21 protein-coding genes, 1 pseudogene and 1 riboswitch are annotated in these 25,210 nt (G+C 66.9%); of the genes and pseudogenes, 10 read left to right on the top strand and 12 right to left on the bottom strand.

Annotated elements, in window-relative coordinates; genetic code table 11:
- The 5 genes from AC1DR7_RS16580 to pnuC all read left to right on the top strand — a co-directional run.
- The coding region (locus tag AC1DR7_RS16580; RefSeq protein WP_478076559.1) for an XVIPCD domain-containing protein at positions 1-1,332 on the top strand (1,332 nt) is incomplete at its 5' end.
- 715 nt (positions 1,333-2,047) lie between these two features.
- Positions 2,048-2,452 (top strand): glycine zipper 2TM domain-containing protein, encoded by a 405-nt coding sequence (locus AC1DR7_RS16575; RefSeq protein ID WP_256775286.1) that lies wholly within the window; start codon positions 2,048-2,050, stop codon positions 2,450-2,452.
- Positions 2,453-2,627: 175 nt separating this feature from the next.
- Positions 2,628-3,767 carry a phosphotransferase enzyme family protein gene (locus AC1DR7_RS16570; RefSeq protein WP_457318384.1) on the top strand — a complete coding sequence of 380 codons (1,140 nt, stop codon included), beginning with the start codon at positions 2,628-2,630 and terminating at the stop codon, positions 3,765-3,767.
- 39 nt (positions 3,768-3,806) lie between these two features.
- A riboswitch (TPP riboswitch) is annotated at positions 3,807-3,902 on the top strand.
- A 65-nt stretch (positions 3,903-3,967) separates the two neighbouring features.
- A complete protein-coding gene (locus AC1DR7_RS16565) occupies positions 3,968-6,139 on the top strand; it encodes a TonB-dependent siderophore receptor (RefSeq protein ID WP_478076558.1) in 2,172 nt (723 codons plus the stop codon).
- Positions 6,136-6,717, top strand: coding sequence for a nicotinamide riboside transporter PnuC (gene pnuC, locus AC1DR7_RS16560; protein ID WP_256775289.1), 582 nt, complete (start codon positions 6,136-6,138; stop codon positions 6,715-6,717). Before AC1DR7_RS16565 ends, pnuC begins: the two co-directional genes overlap by 4 nt.
- Positions 6,718-6,722: 5 nt before the next feature.
- Here the strand turns inward: pnuC and AC1DR7_RS16555 are convergent, their stop codons facing one another.
- Positions 6,723-7,943, bottom strand: coding sequence for an MFS transporter (locus AC1DR7_RS16555; protein ID WP_457318382.1), 1,221 nt, complete (start codon positions 7,941-7,943; stop codon positions 6,723-6,725).
- Entirely contained in the window at positions 7,940-8,968 is a 1,029-nt protein-coding gene (locus tag AC1DR7_RS16550; RefSeq protein WP_457318381.1) for an alpha/beta hydrolase, read from the bottom strand. Before AC1DR7_RS16550 ends, AC1DR7_RS16555 begins: the two co-directional genes overlap by 4 nt.
- A 125-nt stretch (positions 8,969-9,093) precedes the next feature.
- On the opposite strand from AC1DR7_RS16550, the gene AC1DR7_RS16545 reads away from it, so the two are divergent.
- Entirely contained in the window at positions 9,094-9,981 is an 888-nt protein-coding gene (locus AC1DR7_RS16545; protein WP_256775292.1) for a LysR family transcriptional regulator, read from the top strand.
- A gap of 37 nt (positions 9,982-10,018) precedes the next feature.
- Here AC1DR7_RS16545 and AC1DR7_RS16540 read toward each other — a convergent pair whose 3' ends face one another.
- The 3 genes from AC1DR7_RS16540 to AC1DR7_RS16530 are packed head-to-tail and all read right to left on the bottom strand — an operon-like array spanning position 10,019 to position 14,861.
- On the bottom strand, positions 10,019-13,084 hold the full coding sequence (locus tag AC1DR7_RS16540; RefSeq protein WP_478052574.1) for an efflux RND transporter permease subunit: 3,066 nt from the start codon (positions 13,082-13,084) through the stop codon (positions 10,019-10,021).
- A complete protein-coding gene (locus AC1DR7_RS16535; RefSeq protein ID WP_457318379.1) occupies positions 13,081-14,181 on the bottom strand; it encodes an efflux RND transporter periplasmic adaptor subunit in 1,101 nt (366 codons plus the stop codon). The genes AC1DR7_RS16540 and AC1DR7_RS16535 overlap by 4 nt, the downstream gene beginning before the upstream one ends.
- 47 nt (positions 14,182-14,228) lie before the next feature.
- On the bottom strand, positions 14,229-14,861 hold the full coding sequence (locus AC1DR7_RS16530; RefSeq protein WP_457318378.1) for a TetR/AcrR family transcriptional regulator C-terminal domain-containing protein: 633 nt from the start codon (positions 14,859-14,861) through the stop codon (positions 14,229-14,231).
- 149 nt (positions 14,862-15,010) lie between these two features.
- Here AC1DR7_RS16530 and AC1DR7_RS16525 point away from each other — a divergent pair, with 149 nt between their 5' ends.
- On the top strand, positions 15,011-16,051 hold the full coding sequence (locus tag AC1DR7_RS16525; RefSeq protein ID WP_457318377.1) for a hypothetical protein: 1,041 nt from the start codon (positions 15,011-15,013) through the stop codon (positions 16,049-16,051).
- Between the two features lie 87 nt (positions 16,052-16,138).
- Here the strand turns inward: AC1DR7_RS16525 and AC1DR7_RS16520 are convergent, their stop codons facing one another.
- Both AC1DR7_RS16520 and AC1DR7_RS16515 read right to left on the bottom strand, forming a co-directional pair.
- Positions 16,139-18,916, bottom strand: a complete 2,778-nt coding sequence (locus AC1DR7_RS16520; RefSeq protein WP_457318376.1) for an XVIPCD domain-containing protein — start codon at positions 18,914-18,916, stop codon at positions 16,139-16,141.
- Between the two features lie 42 nt (positions 18,917-18,958).
- Positions 18,959-19,609 (bottom strand): imm11 family protein, encoded by a 651-nt coding sequence (locus AC1DR7_RS16515; protein WP_478051510.1) that lies wholly within the window; start codon positions 19,607-19,609, stop codon positions 18,959-18,961.
- Between the two features lie 297 nt (positions 19,610-19,906).
- On the opposite strand from AC1DR7_RS16515, the gene AC1DR7_RS16510 reads away from it, so the two are divergent.
- Together AC1DR7_RS16510 and AC1DR7_RS16505 are read left to right on the top strand one after the other, a co-directional pair.
- Complete coding sequence (locus AC1DR7_RS16510) at positions 19,907-20,236, top strand: hypothetical protein (protein WP_256775298.1); 330 nt, start codon at positions 19,907-19,909, stop codon at positions 20,234-20,236.
- A 756-nt stretch (positions 20,237-20,992) separates the two neighbouring features.
- Entirely contained in the window at positions 20,993-21,565 is a 573-nt protein-coding gene (locus AC1DR7_RS16505; protein WP_478076557.1) for an OmpO family porin, read from the top strand.
- 257 nt (positions 21,566-21,822) lie between these two features.
- Here the strand turns inward: AC1DR7_RS16505 and AC1DR7_RS16500 are convergent, their stop codons facing one another.
- The 5 genes from AC1DR7_RS16500 to AC1DR7_RS16480 form a co-directional block, all read right to left on the bottom strand.
- Complete coding sequence (locus AC1DR7_RS16500; protein WP_478051509.1) at positions 21,823-22,848, bottom strand: NAD(P)H-dependent glycerol-3-phosphate dehydrogenase; 1,026 nt, start codon at positions 22,846-22,848, stop codon at positions 21,823-21,825.
- 20 nt (positions 22,849-22,868) lie between these two features.
- Positions 22,869-23,384, bottom strand: coding sequence for a protein-export chaperone SecB (secB, locus tag AC1DR7_RS16495; protein WP_256776785.1), 516 nt, complete (start codon positions 23,382-23,384; stop codon positions 22,869-22,871).
- 105 nt (positions 23,385-23,489) lie between these two features.
- Positions 23,490-23,927 (bottom strand): rhodanese-like domain-containing protein, encoded by a 438-nt coding sequence (locus tag AC1DR7_RS16490; RefSeq protein ID WP_256776784.1) that lies wholly within the window; start codon positions 23,925-23,927, stop codon positions 23,490-23,492.
- Positions 23,928-24,006: 79 nt separating this feature from the next.
- Positions 24,007-24,447: a hypothetical protein gene (locus AC1DR7_RS16485; RefSeq protein WP_256776783.1), complete on the bottom strand. Its 441-nt coding sequence runs from the start codon at positions 24,445-24,447 to the stop codon at positions 24,007-24,009.
- A gap of 30 nt (positions 24,448-24,477) precedes the next feature.
- The gene (locus AC1DR7_RS16480; RefSeq protein WP_256776782.1) at positions 24,478-24,948 is read right to left on the bottom strand and encodes a YiiD C-terminal domain-containing protein; all 471 of its coding nucleotides are present in this window, start codon (positions 24,946-24,948) and stop codon (positions 24,478-24,480) included.
- A 43-nt stretch (positions 24,949-24,991) separates the two neighbouring features.
- Between AC1DR7_RS16480 and AC1DR7_RS16475 the strand changes: the two are divergent.
- Positions 24,992-25,210, top strand: a pseudogene (locus tag AC1DR7_RS16475) (uroporphyrinogen-III synthase); the annotation flags it as partial.

The raw sequence follows: 25,210 nt of genomic DNA, 5'->3' as shown, positions 1-25,210 counted from the left end.
GCCGGCGCCGCCGCGGCCGTCGCTGGCGCAGCGGCCGTGGGTGCCACCGCCGTCGCCGCCGCTGCTGGCCAGGACAAGCCCGGGATCAAGCTGGATGCGGCCTACAACGCCGGCGTGCAGTACGACGACGTCAAGTACGCGATCAATATTGCGTCCAGCCAGTATTACCGTGGCAACGGCGTCACCGGCAAGAACGTGGATCAGGGCTACATCGACTGTTCCGGCTGGGTGGGCACGCTGCAGAACAAGACCCAGGACGAGATCAACCGCAAGGCCGGCCATGAGGTCTACACCGACGCGGACAAGATCAAGCTCGGGTATGCCGGCTCGGGCACCATCGTGCAGAACGCCTACAAGGAATCGGGCGTGCTGCTCGACCGCGCCGGCATCGCCAAGCCCGGTGCCCTGCAGGAAGGCATGGTCATCGGGCTGGATACAGCCAAGACCAAGCACGAACACTGGAACGGCATCGACCACATCGTGATGGTGGTGCGCGACCCGAACACCGACAAGCTGTTGATCAGCCAGTCCACCGGCAGCAAGGGCGTGCACACCATGCCGGTGGAGGAGTACCTGAAGCAGGTGGAGAGCCACCCGAACTGGAAGATCTATGCTTCCGATCCGCTGTCCAAGGGCCGCCACCTGCTGGAAAGCCACACGCAGGATCGCGTGCAGGGGCAGGGTGCGGCGACGCATGAAGCGCCGGGCAAGCACGGCAACGCACAGCCCGACGCCGCCCATGGCGCGCTGCTCAAGGACGGCAGCAAGGGCGATGCGGTGCGCAATGTGCAGGAGGAGCTCAACAAGCTTGGCTACGTCGGCGGGGATGGCAAGCCGCTGACCGAGGACGGCAAGTTCGGCCGCAACACCCAGGATGCGGTGCGCGCGTTCCAGCGCGACAACGGGCTGGGGGTCGACGGCATCGTCGGGGCCAAGACCCTGGGCGCGATCGGCGAAGCACGCGACAAGCCGCTGCTGAGCGATCCGCGGCATGCCAACAACCCGATGTTCGAACAGGCGGTCAAGGGCATGGAAGGTCTGGAGGCGGGGACCTTCAAGGACCGCCAGTCGCTGCTCAACGCCGCCGGCGCGCTGACCCAGGACGCCAAGGCGGCCGGTCTGCAGCGCATCGATGCGGTGGTGCCCAGCACCAACGGGCAGTTGCTGTTCGCGGTGCAAGGGGGCACCGGCGATCCGGTGCAGTTGCGTGCGCACGTGGAGAAGGGCGCGGCGGAAACGCAGTCGCTTGCCGCCACCAGCGCCGCGCTGCACGAGCCACAGCAGGCCCAGCAGGAGCAGGTGCGCCAGACCCAGAAGGCGATGGGGCACTGAGTTTCATCGGGCAGGACGCCCACCGGGAAGGAAGCCCACGGAAGGCCGCGCTCGCGCGGCCTTCTTTTTTTTGTTCTCTCATCTGCGTGGCAAGCACGAAGCGCGCTGCCAACTTTCTCGCGCGGCGGTCGGTGGATCGGGCGCTGGGGCCCCATACCCTTTCCGGCGAATGTCCCCCGGCCGCAAGCGGCCTCCTCCTTTATTTCGCCTCCAAGGGCATGGGGCCCCAGCGCCCGATCCACCGACCAGCGCCAAAAAAGCCTTGCTTCTGCCTGCGCACCGCAAGCCGAGCCCCGTAGCGGCCGGTAGGCCCCTGGGCAAAATCAAGGAGGAGGCCGCCCAGCGGCCGGGGGACATTTGCGCCAGGGGCCTACCGGCCGCTACGGGGCCCCCACGCTCGCGACAACCCCGCACGACGCACGACGCTTGCATCCGTACGCACGTAGCGGTGCGCCACCGCCTAAAGCACGCGGAACAAGACACGCCCCTCCAGTGGAGAGAAGCGCCTTTGTTGTCTGCGCTCCGTTGGCTGTGCGGTCAGCGGCGGCCAAACCCCAACGGCCGCCATCGTTCATGCGCAGGTCATGCATTTTTCAGCACCGCTTCAGACGCCCTGCCGTTATATGAATACGCACTCTGGCCTCACCCAGGCGGCAATGTTCCGACAATGTTGGAACCCCAGCTTGGTAGCCAGCACCCGACAGGAGAACCGAACATGCTCAACATTTCCGCACTCAGCTTTCGTGGCCTGGCCATGGCCCTGGCGCTGACCGCCGGCCTGGCCACCATCAGCGATGCCAGCGCAATGTCCAGGAAGGACAAGCGCACGGTCGTGGGCGCGGTGGTGGGCGGCGTGGCCGGTCACCTTATCTCCAACGGCGACCCGACCGCCACGGTCGGCGGCGCGGTTGCCGGTGGTGCCATCGGCAACCTCACCACCCGCGACAACCGTGACCGCCGCTACGATCGCGGCTACGACAACCGCCGCTATGATGATCGCCGTCATGACCGCCGCTACGGCTACGACCGCGGTTACGACCGCCGCAATGACCGCGCCCGTTGGGAGCGCGAACAGCGCGATCGCCGCGACTGGGATCGTCGCCATGGGCGCGGCTGGTAAAGCGGGCGCGACGGCCGGCTGAAGCGGCCGCTTGATGGACGACAGCGCAGCGGGCGGGTCGATGACCCGCCCGTTCTGCGTTCCAGGCACGCGCTGCGCAACGGCATGGACACCCGACGCACGCGGTACCCTAGCGCTCCCCCCCGCGCCGCAGCGCACGTCCGACCGCGTCCCGATGAACACCGACACCCACCTCGTCCAGGGCCTCGACAACGATACGGTCGTTGCCGACTGGCCGGCGATCACCGACAAGGAAATCGCCTGGTTGCAGGACCGGTATCCGCAGCTTGGCAGCCACGGCCGCCTGCTGTGGCATAGCCCACGCCCGTTGTCGGCGGCGGCCATCGTCGAGAGCGRTGCGGCCGGACCGGTCTTCGTCAAGCGTCACCACGCCAGCGTACGCAGTGCGCAGGTGCTGGGCGAAGAGCATCGCTTCATCGCCCACCTTGCCGCCGCCGGCATACCGGTCGTGCAGGTACTGCGCGCGGTCGATGGCAGCACCGCGGTCGAACACGATGGCTGGACCTACGAGCTGCACGCCCTTGCACCCGGCCACGACCTGTATCGCGACGCCCCCTCCTGGACACCACTGACCGACGCCGCGCAGGCGCGCGAAGCCGGCCGCGTGCTCGCACAGCTGCATCAGGCCTCGGCCGGTTACCAAGGCCCGCAGCGCGACACGCACCTGCTGGTCGCGCGTGACGACCTGATCCGCAGCGCCGACCCGGTGGCGATGATCGCGCGCGATCTCCACGTTCGCCCCGGCCTGGCCGCGTATCTGGCGCGACAGACCTGGCAGGACGACCTGCAGCGCGCGGTGCTGCCCTGGCATGCCGGCTTGGCCGCACGCCTGCAGGATGAGCCGCGGCTGTGGACGCACAACGACTGGCACGTCTCCAACCTGCTGTGGCGCGCGTCGGGCGACGGCATGGAGGTGGCCAGCGTGCTCGACTTCGGGCTGGCCTCGCCCACCAGCGCCCTGTTCGACCTGGCCACGGCCATCGAACGCAATGCGGTTGCCTGGCTGGACGTGGACGCACCGGCCCCCGCCGCACGCGTGCCGATCGCGCTGGCCCTGCTTGAGGGCTATCGGGACGTGCTGCCGCTGTCGGCCGAGCGCGTGCACCTGCTCGCCGATCTGCTGCCGATCGTGCACCTGGACTTTGCCCTGTCCGAAGTGGAGTACTTCGAAGGCGTCACCGGCTCTTCAGCCAACGCCGACGTGGCCTACCACACCTTCCTGCTGGGCCACGCCGACTGGTTCAAGGGCACCGACGGGCAGGCCCTGCTCGCGGCCCTGCACGCCGCCGCCTGAGCGAGGGCGGGCAAAACCGTACCGGTTGTGGTGAAATAGTCGCCGAAGCGGGGGTGCCTGGCGAAGCCAGGCTGAGAGAGTCCCTTGGAACCTGATCCGGTTGATACCGGCGTAGGGAGCTTTGTGCAGTGGGCGCAACGACCGGACGGGTCGCTGCGCGCGCGCCGTCGCTTCGTCTCTTCTGGCTGATGACGAATCGAATGAACCGCTGCTACCGCCCTGCCCTGCTGACCGTTGCCCTGTGCGCCGCCCTGCCGCTGCACGCCAGCGACGCCGCACCCGATGCCGCCGACCGTACCCCGACCGAACTTGCCGCCGTGCGCGTGCAGGCGCGGCAATCGGTGACGCCCGCCATCCAGTCCAACAGCTTCGGCAGCGGCGACTGGAAGAACACGCCGGCGTCGATGAACGTGCTCGATCGCACGCTGCTGGACAGCCGCCAGGTGCGCACGCTGTCCGAGCTGGCCAGCAACGATGCCGCGCTGGGCGACAGCTACGCGCCGGTCGGGTATTACCAGAACATTGCCATCCGCGGCTTTCCGCTGGACACGGCCACCGGCTACCGCTTCAACGGTCTGTCCATCGCCGGCGAGCAGCGCCTGGCGCTGGAGAATGTGCAGCAGGTTGAAATCCTCAAGGGCGAAGCCGGCCTGGCCGCGGGCGTGATGGCGCCCGGCGGCATCATCAACTACGTCGGCAAGCGGCCCACCGAAGTACGCAACGTCACCTTGGGCACCGATTCGGAAGGCTCGCGCTACGCGGCGGTGGATGTCGGCCATTGGCTGACGCCGCGCTTCGGCGTGCGCCTGAACGCGGCGTGGGATGACAGCACGTCGTACATCGACCATGCCGACGGCCGCCGCAACTTCTATGCGCTGGCCACCGACTGGCTGATCAGCGACCGCAGCAGGCTCGAGGTGGATGCCAGCTACCAGACCAGCGCGCAGCGCTCGGCCTCCGGTTACCAGCTACTCGGCGCAACCACGCTGCCCCGCAGCGTGGACCGCACCCGCATGCTCGGCTACCAGCCGTGGCAGCAGCCGGTCGGCATCGACAGCACGAACCTTACTGCCCTGCATACCTTCCAGATCAACGCGCAGTGGCAGACACGCGTGTCGGCCAGCTACAGCCGTTCGGTGATCGATGACAACGTGGCCTTCGCCTACGGCTGCTATTACGCCGCGCAATGTGCCGACGGCAGTGTGCCGGGCAACTACTTCGCCCCCAATGGCGACTACGACATCTACGATTACCGCAGCCCTGACGACACCCGTCGCAACCTCGAGGGGCGCGCCGAGCTGCGCGGCAGCTTCGACACCGGGCGCGTGGGCCACGACCTCACCCTCGGCGTGGATCGTTTCGAACGCACGGTGGACAAGCGCCGCAACGTCAACGAGTACGTCGGCACCGCCAACATCAATGACACGCGCGTGCCGGTGTTCGCACCGTCGCCGCTGCAGCCCGGCCCGTCGGTCCGCCGCCTGGACAGCGCGCAGACCGCCGTGTTCGTGCTCGACCGGATGCAGGTGGGCAATGACTGGCAGTGGCTGGCCGGCGGTCGCTTCGTGCGCCTGGACGAGCGCGCCTTCGACAAGCGCGGCAATCCCGAGCGCCACAGCACGCTGTCGCGTTTCCTGCCGCAGACCGCACTGGTGTGGAAGGCCACCGATGCGGTGAACGTCTACGCCAGCTACGTGCGCGGCATTGCGCTCGGCCAGGAGGCGCCGTTCTGGACCTCCAACGACGGTGCGTACCTGGCGCCGGTGCTGTCGCGCCAGACCGAGGTGGGCGTCAAGTACGCCGCCACCGATGCGCTGACCCTGGGCGCAGCGGTGTTCCGTACCTCGCAGCCGTTCCAGTACGCCAGGCCCGACGGCAGCGATGCCGGCTACACCTTCGTCGCCGAGGGCCAGCAGACCCACACCGGGCTGGAGTTGACGGCCAACGGTCGCGTCGCCGAAGGGCTCGTGCTCACTGCCAGCGTCAGCGCGCTGCAGGCGCGCGCGCGCGATACCGGCACCGCGTTCTACGAAGGCCATCCGTTGGTCAACGTGCCCAAGGTGCGCGCCAGCGTGCATGCCGATTACGCGTTGCCTTTCGCCAATGGGCTGTCGGTCACCGGCGGCTGGCGTTATGCGTCGTCCAACGTGGCTACGGTCGATGGCGATGTGCGCGCACCGGGCTACCACGTGGTCGACCTCGGCCTGCGCTTCAAACATGACCTGCGCGCGCACCCGGTGACCTGGAACCTGTCGGTGGACAACGTGTTCGACCGCTTCTACTGGCGCGATACGGGCAGCAGTGCCGGTGATTACTACCTGTTCGCCGGTGCGCCGCGCCAGGCGCGCCTGTCGGTGACGTTCGGGCTATGAACGCCGCGGCGATCCTGGAGTGGTCGGCGGTCGTTGCCAGCCTGCTCGGCGTGTGGCTGATGGCACGCCGGCGGATGCTGGCATGGCCGGTCGGGCTGGTGGCGGTGGCACTGTATGGCGTGGTCTTCGCCGAGGCGAAACTCTACTCGGATACGCTGCTGCAGGTCGTGTTCGGTGGGTTCCTGCTGTACGGCTGGCTCAGCTGGCGCCGGCACGCACAGGAGGACGGCGCGATCGTGATTGCGCCGCTGGCACGCGCGCAGCTGCTGCGCGATCTGGGCATCGGCGTGGTGTTCGGCATCGCGCTCGGTGCGGTGATGCACACCTGGACCGGTGCCGCGCTGCCCTGGCTGGATGCGATGCTCGCCGCGCTCAGCCTGGTGGCGCAGTGGTGGCAGGCGCGCCGGCACATCGCCACGTGGTGGCTGTGGATTTTCGTGGACGTCGTCTACGTCGGCATGTACCTGGTCAAATCGCTGGACGTGACCGCCGGGCTTTACCTGGTGTTCGTCGGGTTGGCGGTGATGGGGCTGCGGGCATGGACGGCGGCGGGCGACCAGACCCGATCGGCTGCCTGATCGGGTCAGTGCTGCGCGACGCTGCCTCGTGCAGCGACCGCCGCCAGGCACGCGGCAGCCATCGACGCCAGTAGCAGGGCTGCGCTGGCCAGGAAGGTCGGACGGTGGCCGGCCTGGTCGAACAGAAGCCCGCCGACGGTGGCACCGACGGCAATCGCCAGTTGCACGACCGCCACCATCAGCCCGCCGGCCGCCTCGCCGTCCTCGGGGAGCGTGCGCGCCAGCCAGGTCCACCAGGCCACCGGCGCGGCGGTGCCAAGCAGTCCCCACAGGGCAAGCAACGCGGCGGTCGGGGCGAGGCCGCGGCCGGGGCCGGCCAGGACCCCGGCGAGCACGGCCATCAACAGTGGCAGCGCGATCAGCGTCACCTGCAGGCGACGCCGCGCGAACGGCTCGATCATGAAGGTACCGACCAGGCCGGCTGCCCCCATCAGCAGCAGCAGCAACGACAGCGTTCCCACCGGCACGCCGGTCTGGGTTTCCAGGTAGGGCCGCAGGTAGGTGAACAGCGAGAACTGGCCCATGAAGAACAGACTGGCCGCGAGCATGCCCCAGGCCACCGGCGGGCGCTTGAGCAGCACGAACACATTCCACGACGCGCGATGCCCATCGGCACGCATGGAAGGCAGTGCGAGGAACTTCCACACCAGCGCGATCAGCGCCACCGGCACCAGCGCCAGGAACGCCCCGCGCCAGCCAACCATCGCCCCGATCCAGCTGCCCAACGGCGCGGCGATCACCGTTGCCAGCGCATTGCCGCCATTGACGATGGCCAGTGCACGCGGCACCTGGTGGGCCGGCACCAGGCGCATCGCGGTGGCCGCCGACATCGCCCAGAACCCACCGATGGCCACGCCGACCAGCGCGCGGCCCAGCATGAATATCGGGTAGGTGGGCGCCAGGGCAGCCAGCGTGGCCGACAGCATCATCGCCAACGTCAGGCCCAGCAGCAGCCATTTGCGGTCCAGTCGACCGGCCAACGGCGACACCAGCAGGCTGGTGACCAGGGCGAACGCACCGGACACGCCGATGGCCCGACCTGCCTGGCCGTCACTGACATGCAGATCGCTTGCGATGGAGGTGAGCAGGCTGACCGGCATGAACTCCGAGGCCACCAGTGCGAAGGCGGCCAGCGACAACGCGAACACCGCCCCCCACTGCCGCGCGGTCGCCGCCGCGACGACGGGGGCGACCGCTGCCGTGTGACTGGATGCAGGGCCACTCACTGCAGGTTGGTCCGGAAGAACGCCGTCAAACGAGCGAACGGAATCCGTTCGACCCGATCGTACAGATCGACGTGGCCCGCATCGGGAACGATGAGCAACTCCTTGGGCTGGCCGGCAAGTTCGTAGGCCGCTTCACTGAACTCGCGCGAATGCGCCTGGCTGCCGGCGATGAACAGCATCGGCCGCGGCGAGATGGTCTCGATGTCGTTGAACGGGTAGAAGTTCATGAACTTCACGTTGCTGGTCAACGTCGGGTGGGTGGTGAGCTGCGGGGTCGTTCCCGCCGGCGTGAACTCACCGCGAGGGGTGCGATAAAAGTCGAAGAACTCACGCTCGATGGGCGAGGACGTTGCATCAATGTGGTGGACCGAGCCACTGGTGTAGCGGGTCGGGCCGCCGGCGAACTCCACGTCGCGCTGCTCGGCTGCCGCGGCGATCACCGCGCGCCGCTGCTGCAGCGTGACCGCGTGGCCCAAGCCATCGCGGTTGGCCGCGCCCATGTCATACATGCTCACCGTCGCCACGGCGCGGATGCGCGGGTCGATCTTGGCGGCACTGATCACGAAGCTGCCACTGCCACAGATGCCGAGCGCGCCGATCCGGTCCCTGTCGACGAAGGACTGGCTGCGCAGGTAATCCACTGCCGCGCTGAAGTCTTCGGCGTAGATGTCCGGTGAAACCGCATTGCGCGGCTCACCGCCGCTTTCGCCCCAGAACGACAGGTCGATGGCCAGGGTGACAAAGCCCTGCTCGGCCAGCTTGGTGGCATACAGCGTCGAGGACTGCTCCTTTACCGCGCCCATCGGGTGACCGACCACGAGCGCAGCATGCGGCGTGGTGCGGTCCATCCCGCGCGGCAGGAACAGGCTGCCGGTTACGCGCATCCCGTACTGGTTGTTGAACGTGACCTTCTGCACGGCCACGGCCGCGCTGGTATAGAAGTTGTCGGCTCCGTGGGACATGTCGGCTCCAGTGGCAAGCGGCGGGCTGGCCAGCAACGCGGCCAGCAGCAGAATCTTCTTCATCGGGGAACTCCGCGGATCGGCGATCTCGGTGGGGCATTGTCGGGGGCAGGCTTCCTCCCGATAAGACGTCCAATCACGGATGGGTCTATTACCCAGGCTTATCAATCGCCGTGGCACACTGCGGCATGGCCAGACGCACCCTCAACGACCTGCTCGCCTTCATCACTGTCGCGCGCGAAGGCAGCTTCACCCGTGCCGCCGGGGTACTGGGGGTGAGCCAGTCCGCGCTCAGCCAGGCAATCAAGCTGCTCGAAGAGCGCCTGCAGATCCGGCTGCTGACCCGGACCACGCGCAGCGTGTCGGTCACCGTGGCCGGCGAGCGGCTGCTGGCCGCGATTGGTCATCGCTTCGATGAGATCGAATCGGAGCTGGATGCGTTGACCGAACTGCGCGACAAGCCAGCCGGACGCGTGCGCCTGACCAGCGGCGACCATCCGCTGCGCACCCTGCTGCTGCCACGGCTGATGCCGCTGATGCACACCTACCCGGACGTGCGCATCGAGTTCGATGTCAGTTATGCACTGCGCGATATCGTGGCCGACCGCTTCGATGCCGGCATCCGGCTGGGCGAGAACATCGACAAGGACATGATCGCCGTGCCGATCGGTCCGGCCATCCGCATGGCGGCGGTGGCCACCCCGGCGTACTTCGAACAGCACGGTGTGCCCAAGGCGCCTTCGGACCTCACCCGACATCGCTGCATCAACATGCGCCTACCCACGTTGGGCGGGCTGTACGCGTGGGAGTTCGAGCGGCGTGGCCGCGAGATCAAGGTGCGCGTGGACGGCCAGCTGACCTTCAACTCCTCCCCGCACATGGTGCTGGCCGCGCTGGACGGGCTGGGCATCGCGTTCCTGCCGGAGGAGGAATTCGCGCCGCACCTGCAGGACGGTCGGCTGCAGCGCGTGCTTGCCGACTGGTGTCCGCCGTTCCCCGGCTACCATCTCTACTACCCGAGCCGTCGCCAGCACTCCCCTGCATTCGCACTGGTGGTCGAGGCACTGCGCGGGTAAGCGAGCGGCGCGCCACAGGCCGTGCCTGTCGCTCGCCTCACGCCACCGGATGCGCCGGGCGACGATGGAACTTGCGCGACAGCCAGTTGCCCAGGTCATCCACCACGGTGAAGGCCGCCGGAATCACGATCAGGCTGAGCAGCGTGGAGGTGATCAGGCCACCGATCACCGCAATGGCCATCGGTGCACGGAAGCTGGAGTCGCCGGCAAACCCCAACGCGATCGGCATCATGCCCGCGCCCATCGCCAGGGTGGTCATGATGATCGGCTGCGCGCGTTTGCGGCAGGCATCGATCAGCGCATCGTGCTGGCTCATGCCGTGTTCGTCCTCGGCCATCACCGCGTAATCCACCAGCAGGATGGAGTTCTTGGTGGCGATGCCGATCAGCATCAACAGGCCGATGAGCGCCGGCAGCGAGAGCATGTTCTGGGTGATCAGCAACGCGCCGAATGCACCACCGGCACACAGCGGCACCGCGGCGAGGATGGTGATCGGCATCAGCGCGTGGTTGAACAGCAGCAACAGCACCATGTAGATGCAGATCAACCCGGCCGCCATCGCCAGCATGAAACCGATGAACAGTTCGACGAAGACTTCGGCATCGCCGGTGTTGAGGAAGGTCACGCCCGGCGGCAGCTGCTTGACGCTCGGCAGTGCCTGTACTTCGGTCATCACATCGCCCAACGGGCGACCGTTGAGTTCGGCGGTAAGGGTGACGTTGCGCTGGCGCTGGTAGCGCGAGATCTGCGAGGGACCACTGCCCTGCCGGATGTCGGCCACGGCCGCCAGCGGCACCGGGCCGTAGCGGCCGGGCACGCGCAGCTGGCTGATCAGGCCCGGGTTGGCCAGCGTGGCTTCGGCGAAGCCGACCCGGATCGGCACCTGGCGATCGGGCAGGTTGAGCTTGGCCAGGCGCTGCTCGTAATCGCCGGCGGTGGCGATGCGCGCCGCTTCGGCGATGTCGGCCGTGGCCACGCCCAAGTCGGCAGCGCGCGCGGCATTGGGCACGATCTGGATTTCCGGGCGCAGCAGCGACGCCGTCGAGGTGACGCTACCCAGGCCCTGGATGCCGCGCAGATCGCGCTCCAGCGCGGTGGAGGCGTCCTGCAGGCGTTGCGGGTCGTCACCGGAGAGCACCAGCTGCAGCAGGTTGCCCGGCTCGGAACTGACGTAGCTCACGCGCACGCCGGGCAGGTCGGCCAGGCGCTTGCGTGCCTCGCGTTCGAGCACGCGCTGGTCGCGCTCCCGCGTATCGGTGGTGCCCCAGTCGAGCACCAGCGTGGCCTTGCGCGGTTCACCGACACCGGTCGCGCCGGGGTCGCCCAGGTCGAGCACGCTGCCGACGGCGGTGTAGACCTGCTTGAGTTCGGGAATGTCCTTGAGCAGTGCGCGTGCGTGCTCGGCCACGGCCACGGTCTCCTGCAGGCGCGTGCCCGGCGGCAGCTCGAGGTTGAGGTTGCTGCGTCCCAGGTCGGACTGCGGGATGAAGGTGGCCGGGATGAACGGCACCAGCGCCAGCGAGGCCACGAACAGACCGGTGGCCACCCACAGCGTGCGGCCACGATGGTGCAGCGCGGCGTCCACCCAGCCCAGGTACCAGGTCATCAGCCGGGATTCCGGCTTTTCCTCGCCATGCGGCTTGAGCAGGTAGGCGGCCATCATCGGCGTGAGCAGGCGGGCGACCAGCAGCGAGAACAACACTGCGGTGGCCGCGGTCCAGCCGAACTCGCGGAAGAACTTGCCGGCGATGCCGGGCATGAACGCCACCGGCACGAACACCGCCGCCAGCGTCAGCGAGGTGGCGATCACCGCGTTGCCGATCTCGCCGGCCGCTTCGCGCGCGGCCTCCAGCGGTGGCTTGCCCATGCGCAGGTGGCGCACGATGTTCTCGATCTCCACGATCGCATCGTCCACCAGGATGCCGACCACCACCGACAGCGCCAGCAGCGTGATGATGTTGAGGGTGAAGCCGAAGAAGTACATCACCGCGAAGGTCGGGATGATCGACAGCGGCAGCGCCAGCGCGGACACCCAGGTCGCGCGCCAGTCGCGCAGGAACAACCACACCACCAGCAGTGCCAGCAGCGCGCCCTCCCAGAGCATGGTCATCGACGAATCGTAGGAGCGGTGGGTCTCATCGATGGCGGTGGTGACCAGGCGGAAGTCGATACCGGGGTGCTCGGCCTTGATCTTGTCCAGTGCGTCATGCACACCGGCTTCCACCTTGACCTCGCTGGAGCCGCGCGTGCGCGACATCGAGAACGCCACCACGCCCTTGCCGTCCAGCAGCGCGGCCTCGGTCGGATCGGCGGCGGCGTCGGTCACGGTGGCCAGCGTGGACAGCCGTACCGCACGCCCGTCCGGCAGCGCGATGGAGTAGTCGCGCAGCGCCTGCGCGTCACCGACGGTGCCCAGCGTGCGGATGGTCTGCTGCGCGCCCTCGACCTCGGTCTTGCCACCGGCACGCTCGACCTGGATGCGGGCCAGCTGCTGGGACACGTCGCCGGCGGTGATGCCCATGGCGATCAGCGCGTTGGGGTCCAGGTCCACCCGCACCTGGCGCTGCACGCCGCCGACGCGGGTGACCCGCGCAACCCCGGGTACGCCATACATGGCGCGCGAAATGTCGCGGTCGACGAACCAGCTGGCCTCATCGGTGGTCATGTGCGGAGCGACCAGCGCGTAGGTCATCAGCGAACCGCCGATATCGACCTTGGAGATCACCGGCTCCTGGATGTCCTGCGGCAGATCGGTGCGGATGCGGGTGACTGCATCGCGCGTGTCGTCCAGCGCGGTGGCCAGGTCGGCCTCGAGCTGGAACTCGATGGTGGTGGTGCTGACGCCTTCGGTGACCGAGGACATCACGCGCTTGACGTTGTTGACCGTCGCCACCGAGTCCTCGACCTTGCGGGTGACCTCGGCCTCCAGCTGGCTCGGCGATGCCCCCGGCTGGGTGACGGTCACGGTGGTCATCGGGAAGGCGATGTCGGGGAAGCGCGCCACCGGCAGCTGATGGAAACCCCACAGGCCGGCCACGCACAGCACGAAGAAGATCAGCAGCGCAGGGAGCGGGCGTTTGATCGCCCAGGCAGAGATGTTCATCGCGCGGCTGCCTTGGTCGCGGTCACCACGCGCACGCGGTCGCCCTCACCGAGGAAGCCGGCGCCGTCCACCACGACCTGGTCGCCGGCCTTGAGCCCGTCCAGGATCGCGGTGCGGCCCTGCACGGCCTGGCCGGTGCCGACGCGGTGGCGCGTCGCCTGCTGTTTGTCGTTCACGGTGAACACGTAGTTGTGGCCGTCGCGCTGCACGATCGCCGCCGTCGGAATGGTCAGCACCGGGCCGTCGCCGGTGACGATGCGACCGTCCACGAAGATGCCCTGCTTGAGCGGGCCGGGCGCGGGCAGGTCGGCGTAGATGGTGCCGGTACGGGTCTGCCCATCAACACCCGGCGTCACCGCCCGGATGCGACCGCTGACCACCTGGCCTGCGTACTGCAGCTCGACGGTGTTGCCAACGGCCACATCGGCCAGCTGGTTTTCCGGCAGCTCCGCGCGCCACTCCAGGCGACCATCGCGGATCAGGCGCAGCAGTTCCGTGCCGGCGGATACCACCTGACCCGGCTGCACCAGGCGCTTGGAAATCAGGCCGTCGGCCGGTGCGCGCAGGTCGGCGAAATCGCGGCGCAGTTTGGCCGCGTCGCGCGCGGCACGTGCGGTGGAGGTCTGCGCTTCGGCATTGATGCGTGAGGCGCGCAACTCATCCAGGCTGCTGGCGCTGATCAACTGCTGCGCGGCGAGCTTGGCGCTGCGCTCGTAATTCATGCGCGCCAGTTCCTGCGAAGCCTGCGCCTGCCGCAGCGAGGCATCGGCCTGCGCCAGCTCGCTGTCCAGGGTGCGGTGGTCCACCTGCAGCAGCACCTGCCCCTGCTTGACCCACTGGCCCACGTCCACCGGCAATGCGGTCACGCGCTGGCCGCTGATCTCCACGCCCAGCTGCATTTCTTCGTAGGCGGTGACCGGCCCGGAGACCAGCACCGTGCGCGCCATGGTCTGCTGCTGCGCCGGTGCCAGCGATACCGGCAGTGCCGAACTGGCGGCCGTTGCATCGGCGGTGGCCTTGTCGTCCTTGCCGCCGCACGCGGTAAGCAGCGCGGCAACCAGGATCAGGGAGAAACGTCGGAAGTGGGTTGCACGCATCGAGAGGCTTTCCGGGTCGGAACAGCGGGGAAATTGAGAGGACGGAATCAGGCGTCGTGGGACAGGCGCAGTGCGATGCCATCCAGCATCAGGCCCAGCCCCTGTTCGAAGCGCGTGTCGAAATCGACCTCGCTCCACACATCACGGGCAAGCCAGCAATGCGGAAAACGTTGCTCGGCCAGCGCCATGAACGCCTCGCCCAGCGCCTCCATGCTGCCGTCGCCAGGCCACGACTGTTCTTCGATGACAAAGCCCATCGTGTAATACACCAGGTCCATCGAGGTGGTCGCGGCAAAGCGCGCCGGCGCACCGGCGCCGACCAGGGCGGCGATGCTGGCCTCGCCCACCCGCAGCACGTTCTCGGTGGCCAGGAAAGTGCCGGCGTAGACACGCGCACCATCGCGCCGCGCCTTGAACGCCCGCCGGAACTCGCGCGCGATCTGCAGCAGGCTGTCCCGCCACGGCTGACCGGCCGGCATCTCACGGGCGACGTCGCCGATCATGGCGTCGGCCATGGCATCGATCAGCGCCTGCTTGCTCTTGAAGTGCCAGTACAGCGAAGGCGCGCGGATGCCCAGCGAACAGGCCACCTTGCGCAGGGTAATGCCCTCCAGGCCGGCCTCGTCGAGGATCCGGAAGGCCGCCTCGACGATGTTTTCGCGCGCGATCGGTTGACGCACTGTCGGACCTGCCTAACGGTGTTAGGGGGCGAATCTAACAGCGTTAGGGATAGGGGCGCAAGATCCATCCGCGCTCAAGATCCCTTTCCCACGGCCGCTACTCCCTGCCAGACGGCGCATGAGGCGCCTGGACCGACACGGAGATCCCCATGACCCCTCGCCTCGCGCTGCTCGCGCTTTGGTTGGCGCCCGCACTCCCGGCCCTGGCCGAGGATGCCCCCACCCCTGCGGTGACCACGCCCAACCTCCAGCAACCGCCGCGCATCCGCCTGTTCGGCAGCAATCTGGTGAACCTGTCGCTGTATACCGCCGCCATCGGCACCTCGGACAAGGGCGAGCTGGTCAGGGTGGAAGGCAAGTCGGCCCACAGCATCACCCCGGTGGGCGCGCTGTTCTCCATGGCCCGCAAGAACGAGAACGTGGCCATCGGCATGCCCGCCTCGTTCGCCACGCGCACCTTGAACGAGAACACCGGCTTCGGTGCCAAGCCGTTCTACCGCGAGGTGGCGCTGGTACCGGGCCAACGGATCTCGGTCACGGCCAACTTCCAGGGCTACAACCGCCGCTGCGTTCCCGTCGCGGCGAGCGCCGGGCAATCGCGCGATGCGCTGCGCTTCGCGCCGGGCCCGTCGCTGTCCTTCACCGCCGAGCCGGGCACCGACTACGAAGTCTCCTTCGGCACCGACGGCCAGGGCTGCGGCATCACCGCGCGGCAACTGCTGGCAGACGGCGGTTCCACCCCGCTGCGCAGCGAACGCCAGCGGCAGCGCTCGCCGCAGACCGGCAAGGTCGAGGGCGCGCACCTCTACACGTTCCTGTTTCGGCCCGGCAGCGTGTATTACCGGGTGACCGGCGAGTCGGCCAATCTGGAACTCCAGGCCGACGACGACGCGAACGCCGACGCGTTCGAAACCGCCATGCGTGAGATTGCCGCACGCCCGGGCACGCAGCTGTGCATCGTCGCCCCCGGCTTCGACTACAAGAGCCCGCTGATCGACCGGCTCAACCGCGTCGTGGACGAACAGAGCAAGGACTTCCCGGCGATCGTGGAACCGATCGACAGCATGCGCACCGTGCAGCAGACCGAGGACCACGTGCCGACCACGTTCATGGCCGCGGTGGAGTACTGCCAGGTGGCCGCGCTGGTGGCATTCCCGGGCAAGGTGCCGGAAGCGTCCGCCGGCCGCTGAGGACGCCTGGACTGGGGCATGGCTGGCAGCGCGGATTGCGCATGGAAATGGGTCTTACACCGTGGTGGGTTTGGTCGAACATCGGCGTCACGCCATTCTCGGCCCTTGCCGCGTCTGCTCCTCCTGCTGCTGGTCCTGGGTCTGCGCTTGCGCCACTTCCTGCACACGATCCTGTTGCTGCGACGCCCGGCTCTGGTTGGCCGCCGCATACTGCTGCTCGGGCGCGGCCGCCAACGCCTCCTGCGTCGGCATATGCGCCCGGTTTGCCGCCGGGTCCGGCGACGCACCTGGCCCGGAACGCATCACGAACAGGGTGCTGCCGGCGGTGCGTGTTTCGGTCGCTTCACTCAACGCCATGTCGACCCTGTCGCCGGGCTCGAACCCGGCTTCGGCCGCAATCCGGTAAGCGCTCGCCAGCAGGCGATCACTGCTGCTGTCCCACGGCTTGTTGTGCCTTTCATCCAGCCTGACCACAGAGGAGCGCAACTGCTCCACCAAGCCGGCGTCTTCCGGGCGCGGGGCCATGCCGTGGCGGCGATCAACGTCAACCTTGTCCTGCGTGGCAGGCGCAGTGCCGTGCGGCACAGGTGCGCTCGGTGCGGGCGCAGGCGTACCGGGGACAGTGGGCATCACGTTGGCCGGTGGCTGCGCCTGCTGAGCAGCTGCGCGGCGGGCCTGTGCCTGTGCAATCTCTTCCTGGGTGGTTACGGATTTGATCTCCATCGGCTCGTCATCCTTGCCGGCCAGGGCAACCAACGAACCATCCTTCTCCACCTGCAGGTAGTACGGCATGCGCTCGAGCATGTCGCGTGCGTGGTCCTGGGTCACCGCGTCCACGGCGGCGTCAATCTCTTCGGGCGTGCGGGCAATGCCGGCGGCCCGGTAGCCCGACATCACCTGGCCGCGCAGGCCCAACTCGGTGGGGGTGGGATTGTCGCGGGCAATCTGGGCCATGGTGAAGAGGTCTTGCACGCCCGCCTCCTGGCTCTGGCGAGTGCGGTTCAGCTCTTCCTGCAGGTTTCCTTCAGCGGTGTTGGTGCCGTAGAGCGTGCCGGGGGTTGTCCACTGGCCATCGCCGCCCAGCGTGTAGGGGTGGCCGTCCGAGGCCATCAACGGCAGCGGCTGGGTCTGGGCGTTGGTGATCACCTCCGGTATGGGTTCAATGTTGGCGAAGTCGCGCCAGCCGTATTGCTCATACGCTACCTGGTAGCGGGCGGTGAGTGCTTCGGGCGTGTTGGCGGCGTTCTGGGCAGTGATGCGCAGTGAGTCCACCTCCAGCTGCACCGACTGTTCCGGGCTTACCGCCACCGTGCGGTCGACCGGAATGCGCCCATCAATCACCTCATGGATGGAGAGATGCCATTCGCCATTCTGCGGGTTGCGCACGTAGTGCCGGCTGGTTTCAAACGGCTCCGGCGGCGGGGTACGTCCCCCACTGGCATCGATGCGGAATGGATCTCTTGGCGCGGGCAGGTTGGCCAGGCCCAGCGAATAGGCATCGTTGGCCGATTTGTAGTTCAGCTCGTCCACCAGCCGCCCGCCGGCGACCATCCGCGATTCGCGGAAGCCACCTTCGGGCGTGGGCGCAATCACCGTGCGGGCCCAAGGGCTATCGGGCTTTTCCGGGTCACGGCTCCATTCGTTGCCACTGCGGTCCACCTGGGTGTAGACGGTCTTCTTGTCTTCCTGCTGCGCCCAGTGCTCCCCTGCGAACCCACCGACCACGCCGCCCACCAGGCCGGTTACCAGGGCACCTGGGCCGGTCTCCGAGCCGGCAATCAACCCGTACACAAAGCCCGCGCCGACGCCACCGGCAATGCCGCCGGTGGTACGTCCCACGAAGTGGGTGGTAGCCGAGTCCGCGCCCGCCTGGTTGCCCTGCGAGCGCAACTCGGCCACGCGGTGGCCGGTCACCGCAAAGTCCACCGCCAACGCAGCCACCCCGGCAGCGGTGAGCATGCCGGCACCACCGAGGCGTCCGCGCGCGGCCACGGCTGCCGCCTCGCTGGCTGCGCCTTCGGTTGCACCGGCCCTGCCTGCATTGCCGGCCAGATCCGATGCGCTGGTGCTGGGTCTTCCCACATGACCGGCCACGTCCGACGCGCTGGCACCAGGGCCGGGGTTGAGCGCAGGTCGCGTGACGGTCAGCGGTTTTTCAAGATTGAAGGCGTTGCGAACGTTCGCCGCGGTGTGCTCTGCGAGCGGCAGACGGCCTGCCTGGTTGGCTTCTTCAATCGCGTTGCCAAGCGATGCACGACCGCCCCAGCGTGGGCTGAGCGCGGAAGCATTGGGCTTTTCAATCGCCTCCAGCGCCAGAGTGACGTTGGCTTCGGACTGGGTGACAGCGCGCCAGCGCAGTTCGTCCGGCCGCATGGCCTTGAATTCGTTGATCTGTTCGGTGTGCGCGCGCTGGTATCCATCAACATCACCGAAGAACCTTCGGACCTTGGCGTTGGCCACATCCGTCGACATGCCCTCTGGCGCGTTGGTGACCAGGTCACCGTTCACCAGGCCGGCCCGCAGGGTATGGTCGAGGTTCGCTACGCGAGCACCCATGCGCTCGGCGGCCGCGGCCTGTTGTTGGGGTGTTCCCAGTTCACCCAGCGTGGCCTTGCCGTCGGGGGTGTTTTCCAGGTCCCTGAGCAAGGTGGCCAGTTCGTCCGAGTAGCCGGCCAGCGGACCGCCCCCATGAGGCGAAATACCCATCTTTGCAGCCAATGCGCGGTCGACTGGCAAATTGAGGATATTGCCTTCACCGTGCAGGTCGAAGAGGCCGCGTTTGGCCAGCTCCTGAAGCAGCCGGCTCTCCTTGAACGCGGCCTGCTCGACGATGTGGTGTCCACGGAAAACCGGTGTATCCGGCATCGGTCAACTCCCGCTCAGAAGTCCATTTCAGGGATGGATGTCTTACAGCGCTGAAGCGTCCCGCAGTCGTACACCGTCCAACGTCGCGCGGCTGAGGGCGTCGAACATCGTCCGATCACAAATGGGGGCGAACCCGCTGTTGGGCTGGCGGAAAATGTGTGCGCCGCCTACAACCCCTTTCTTGAACACCAGCGAAGCACCCCCGGCAATGCTGTAGAACTGCACGTCCTGGTCGGTGATGAAGTCGTGCTCCAGCGTGACCTTCACCCGGGATGCCGGGGCATCAAGCGCATCGAGTTCGCGAATCACATCGCACAGGTAGTACTGCGGCCCGGGAGTGCCATCGGCCAACGTGAAGTCACACGCAGCGAACGCAAAGCCTTGCCGGTCCACTGCATCGAAGACGTCTTTCAAGGCCTGCGAAACAATCCAGATGCTGGCGTACACCTCGAAATCGCGCGGCAGTCCGCCTTCGGCCGGCACATGCACCAGATGAGGGCGTTCGGGGTACTGGGCAGGATCGCCGTTGGGACGATCGACCGTGCGCATACCTGGCCGGCACAGTACCGTTTCGTTGGCAAACTGCAGGCCGTGCCCGATGCCGTCATTCCAGCGACTGGGTTCCAGAAAGTAAAACTCGCCCTGGTGGGAATCGGTGTCAACCGAAACGGGAATGGCAGTCTGTTCGCTCATGGGCTTCCATCATGGATGCGGGGTAGAACAGTAAACCGGGGCAGGCGGATCGTAACGTGGGCGGACACTGCGAACAAGATTGGTGCGCAGCTTGGCATACCCACGCGAGGCTACGTCACCTGTTCCGGGCGCCTCGTGCGGAAATGCGGGAGGTGGCAACGCGGACGCCGGCTGGTCTTCAGTGTGTTGCGTCGACCGGTTGAACCCAAGGCCGATAGCAGACCATCGGTCCGCCATGGCAACCTTCAAGAGACCGAAGACGCTTGGGAAGGCCTGGCGTCGTGAGACAAGGCGAAGATGAACTCGGTTATTGCCAATGAAGTGATCTGGGGGCAGCGTCCCGATGAGGATGCGTTCATGATCAACATCCAGATTGGTACGCCATATCAGGTCGGGGATGATCCTATGGAGTGGGCTTGTCCGGTGGCGGTACTGCCACTTTATAAGAAGCTCCACGACGCCCATGGGGTCAGCTCGCTTCATGCCCTATGCCTTGCCTCCTCGTTGGCACTTGATGTGCTTCAAGGTTTCAAAGAGAAGGGCGGCGTCCTGTTCTATTCGCCCGGCGAGGACGTCCCACTCGAATCCTATGCGTTCGGAATTGCGATGAAGCAGGTTAGCCGCTGATGGGTGTTTGAAACTGCAGCCGCATAGCTGTTTGGCCAGTGCCAAAGAATGATTCCTCGTGGCTGCAAGCGGACGCGTGCATCTCGATAAGGCTGTCCGCTTCATGTGTCCGCTTCCGGCCAAAAGCAGACCCCTAAGTCCTCCATCTCTGGGCGCACATCATGCTTCACGCTGATGCAAACTCCAGGAGTTGCAGTGAGGATGCATAGGAGAAGCTAGCCGTCAGCCGCATTCCGGCACTTTGCCTGAGCCGACTTAGTAGAAGTCGGCCATTCCCCGTGTATACGCCTGGTACGCACCTTCGATCTCTTTAGCCCCGACGCGGGGCGTTGCCTCCGACAGAAGCCAGTGTCGGATTACAGGATCGAGCAAATCGTCTTCATTGTTCACCGGCGCTCCGAACAGTGATTCGAAGAACTGCGTGTTACAGGCCCACCCTCCAGACGGGGATCAACCTCTTCCTGATACGTTTGGTGCAATGGTCGCGAGCTTGCATTGGCCCTCGCCTCTGCTTAGAGCACGGCTGCGCTGACGCGTGCCATCGCTCGGTGCGGTTTAGGGATTTTTTGTACAGACCTCGGCTATGACTGCGACGGCCAAGTTCCCTGAACGCGCGCTTCATTCATATACCGCTCAGTTCAATATTCAGGGTCGATTAGATCGCGTAACGGATAATTCACACCTGTCGACCGTCCTTCTCTCCCCTCCCCGGAGGGGCGGTCGACGAAACCAAAATAATTAAAGGTGTGTCCCGATATGAAGACTTCTTTGCTTGCCCTAGGTCTGCTTGCTGCCCTGCCGTTCGCTGCTTCGGCAACCGATGGCCTGTCGTACAACTATGTCGAAGGCGGCTACGTGAACACCGACGCCAAGGGTGGCGACGCCGACGGTTGGGCGGTGAAGGGCTCGGTCGCCRTGGCGCCGAACTTCCATGTCTTTGGCGACTACAACGTGCAGGAAACCAAGCGCGGCAGCAATGACGTGGACCAGTGGAAGGTGGGTGTCGGCTACAACTACGGCATCGCCCCGACCACCGACCTGGTGGCGCGCGTGGCCTACCAGAAGTTCGATCCGAAGCACGGCCTGGACTTCAACGGCTACTCGACCGAAGTGGGCGTGCGCAGCGCGTTCACCCCGAACATCGAAGGCTACGTGATGGCCGGTTACGAGGATTACAGCAAGAAGCACGGCATCAACCCGGACGGCGAGTTCTACGGCCGCGTTGGCGCCCAGGCCAAGTTCAACCAGAACTGGGGCTTGGCTGGCGAAGTGAAGCTGGCCAAGGGCGGCGACAAGGAATGGTTCGTCGGTCCGCGCTTCACCTGGTAATACCGGAACACCGCGGTACGTTGTTGGATGGCGCGGTCTCTCTCCCCTGCGCCATGAAGCCCGGTTTACGCCGGGCTTCACTTATGCAAGGCCGCCGTGTTTTTTGCGGACGGCAGCCGACCATCGGTCGGCTCTACCCCCTATGGCGACACCCTCGTCGGTACGCCACGCAGAAACCCGGCCTTGTGCCGGGTTTTTGCGTTTCCGGGGTGGGCCCACCTACAAAAACCCCGGCACTGGGCCGGGGTCTTCGTGGATCATTTGAACAGCGTGTCCGGATATTCCGGCTTCTGCTCGCGTGCCAACAAGGCACGCAATCCCTCTTCCGGCGTCTGCTCGCCGTGCAGTACCGCCCGCACCCGATCGGAGATCGGCAGGTCGATGCCGTGGCGGCGGGCCTGGCGCATGACCTCGTCGGCGGTCTGCACCGACTCGACCACCTGGCCGATTTCGCGCACCGCATCCTGCAGCGATTGGCCGCGTCCCAGCGCCAGGCCGAGGCGACGGTTACGCGACAGATCGCCGGTGCAGGTCAGCACCAGATCGCCCAGCCCGGCCAGGCCCATCAGGGTCTCGGGCTTGGCCCCGATCGCCGCGGCCAGGCGCAGCATCTCGTTGAGGCCGCGGGTAATCAGGCCGGCACGGGCGTTGAGGCCCAGTTGCATGCCATCGGCGACGCCGGTGGCCACGGCCAGCACGTTCTTCATCGCACCGCCCAGCTCGGCGCCGACCATGTCGTCACCGGTATAGGCGCGGAACGCCGGGCCGTGCATCGCGTCGGCCACCTGCTGGGCGAACTCCGGCGCGTCACCGTGCACGGTGATCGCGGTTGGCAGGCCCAGGGTGACTTCCTTGGCGAAGGAGGGACCGGTGACCACGGCCAGCGGCACGTCCGGTCCGAGGACCTCGCGCGCCACTTCATGCAGGAAACGGCCCGAACCGGGCTCGAAGCCCTTGGTCGCCCAGGCCACGCCGGCATCGGCCGGACGCAATGGTGCCAGCGCGCGCACGGTTTCACCGAAGGCGTGCGACGGCACCACCACCAGGATCCAGGTCGCGTCGCTGACCGCAGCGGCCAGGTCGGTGGTGGCGCGCAGCGAGGCCGGCAAGGGAATGCCCGGGAGGTAACGGGTGTTCTCGTGACGCTGGTCGATGGCCTCGACCATGGCCGCGTCGCGCCCCCACAGCACGGTCTGATGACCGTGCCGGGCGAGCAGACTGGCCAGCGCCGTGCCCCAGGAGCCGGCGCCGAGAACCGCGATCTTGTCTGCGTTGGTGCTCATCGATACGACAGCAGCGCCGATCAGGCGTTGCCGGCCGGCTCGGAGTCGGCCAGCGAGGTTTCACCCTGCTCCTGGCGCTGACGCAGGGTTTCCGAGTACAGGCCTTCGAAGTTGATCGGCTGCAGGAAGAACGGCGGGAAGCCGCCGGCCTGGATCAGCTCGCTGATCAGCGAACGCACGTACGGGAACAGGATGTTCGGGCACTGGGTGCCGAGCAGCACGTCGATCGACTGCGGGTCCAGGCCGACCAGGCCGAACACGCCGGCCTGCTGCACTTCGGCCACATAGGCGGTCTTGTCGCCGGCCTTGCAGGTCAGGGTCACGGCCAGCACGACTTCAAAGGCGTTCTCGCCCAGACGCTGCACGCGCTGGTTGAGGTTGAGCTGCAGTTCCGGCTGCACGGCATCGTTGAACACGGCCGGCGCGTTGGGCGACTCGAAGGAAACGTCCTTGACGTAGATCTTCTCGACGGTGAACGCGGGGCCGGTGGCGGCATCGGCCGGCGCAACGGCGCCGTTGGTGGTCTCTTCGGACATTTCCTGTAGCTCCAAGAATGAATGCAATAAGAATGGATTGTTACATGCCCTGCGATGGGGGCGTGTGGCGCCGCGCACAAGGCGAGCGGCGCAATCCGGCAGAAATCAGTTGCGGCCCTTGACCAGCGGCAGCTCGGCCTGCTGCCAGGCGGGGATGCCACCGTCGAGCACGTTGACCTGTTCGAACCCGGCTTTCTTCAGCGCCTTGGCCGCGGTTTCCGAGGCGGTGCCCGTGCGGCACACCAGCACGACCGGGCTCTGCTTGGCGTTGACCACCAGCTTGTGCTCCGGACCGAACTGGGCAGGCTGCACGTTGCGGCTGCCGGCGATGTGGCCCTTCTCGAAATCGCTGCTGGAAGACAGATCGACCACGACGGCGCCACCAGCATTGATCAGGTGGGTCAGCTCGGCGGGCTTGAGCGATTTGAAGCCGCGGAACAGGCGGCGGACTTCAGTGACGATGATGGCCACGGTCAGGCCGACCAGGGCCATCGACAACATCGGGTTTCGGCCGGCAAATGCCAGCAACTCTTCGTAATTCACTAAGATCACGGGTCGATAAGCGGGCGCCGATTGTCGCACATGCGGGCGAATCGGCGTCCAGCCCCCACCGGGGCGGGGTTCAGCGGTCCTGGTCCTGCCAGAGGTCGGGCAGGCCGTTGGCCTGCAGCCAGCGCTTGCCCTCGGCATCCCAGCGCCAGATTTCCTTGACCCGCACCGCGCGCTCGGACTGGGTGTTGAGGTTGATCACCCGGGCTTCGGCGTTGCGGCCGACCCGGCCATCGGGCAGCGGCAGGTTGTCGCCGGCGCGATAGCTGGAGATCTTCACCTGCTCGAAGCGGCGCAGTTCCAGGTCGGTCAGCGGGTGCAGCTTGGCGTATTCGGGATCCAGGTACGGCAGCGCGTCCTCGACCGTGCCCCAGCGCAGGGTGGAGTCGTACTTGACCTGGGTTTCTTCCAGTTCCTTGCGCTGCTTCTTGGTGGTTTTCTGCTCGGCCGCCAGCACGGTCACGCTGGTCAGCGCGAACAAGGCCAGCAGCAGAATCTGAAAGGTACGACGCATGCGAATTCCCCAATCGGCAAGGCGCCCATCCTACCGCCTTGCGAAGGCCACGAAACGACCGGTCAGTTCAGCCGCCGGCTTGCCGCCGCTGCCGGGCTGGCGGGCGACCAGGCCGATGCGGGCCTTGCCGCGCTGGGCGAAGGTAGCCAGAAAGCCCTCCCAATCGGCCTCGTCGGCAGCCTGCGCCTGCGCGTGCAGGTCCTCGTAGACCGGCGCCAGATAGCGCACATGGCTGTCGGCCACGTACACGTCCGCATCGAACCCGGCCAGGCGCAGCCGCAGGGTCACCAGCGCCCAGCCGGACAGGGTCAGCGCCGAGGACAGGCTGCCGCCGAACGCGTTGCCCTTGTCGTTGACGTTGGCCGCCAGCGGCGCGCGCAGGTCGAGCAGGCCATCGGCATAGGATTCAACGCGGATCTGCATGGCCGCCACCGGCGGCATGCGGTCCAGGACATGCTGCAGGTCGGCCAGCTGCACGGACAGGGATTCAGGAATGGACATCGACACGACAACGCTACGCCAAAGGGCTCGCATAATGCCCGCAATGAACCGTGATGCACATGTGCCGGAATGGACCCTGATTTCGCTGCGCCCGCGCGGCCAGCACGCGCCGTTGCGGCGGGCTGCGCAGGCGGCGGGCGCACGCGTGGTGGCGTTGTCGCCGTGGGCGCTGCAGGTCCGTGACGATGGGGCCAGCCGCGCACAGCTGGCGCGCGCGCTGAATGCGCAGCGGGTGGTGTTCAGCAGCCCGGCGGCCGTGCAC

Source organism: Stenotrophomonas sp. P5_A9 (assembly GCF_056400525.1).
This window is presented reverse-complemented; position numbering and strand designations above follow the sequence as displayed.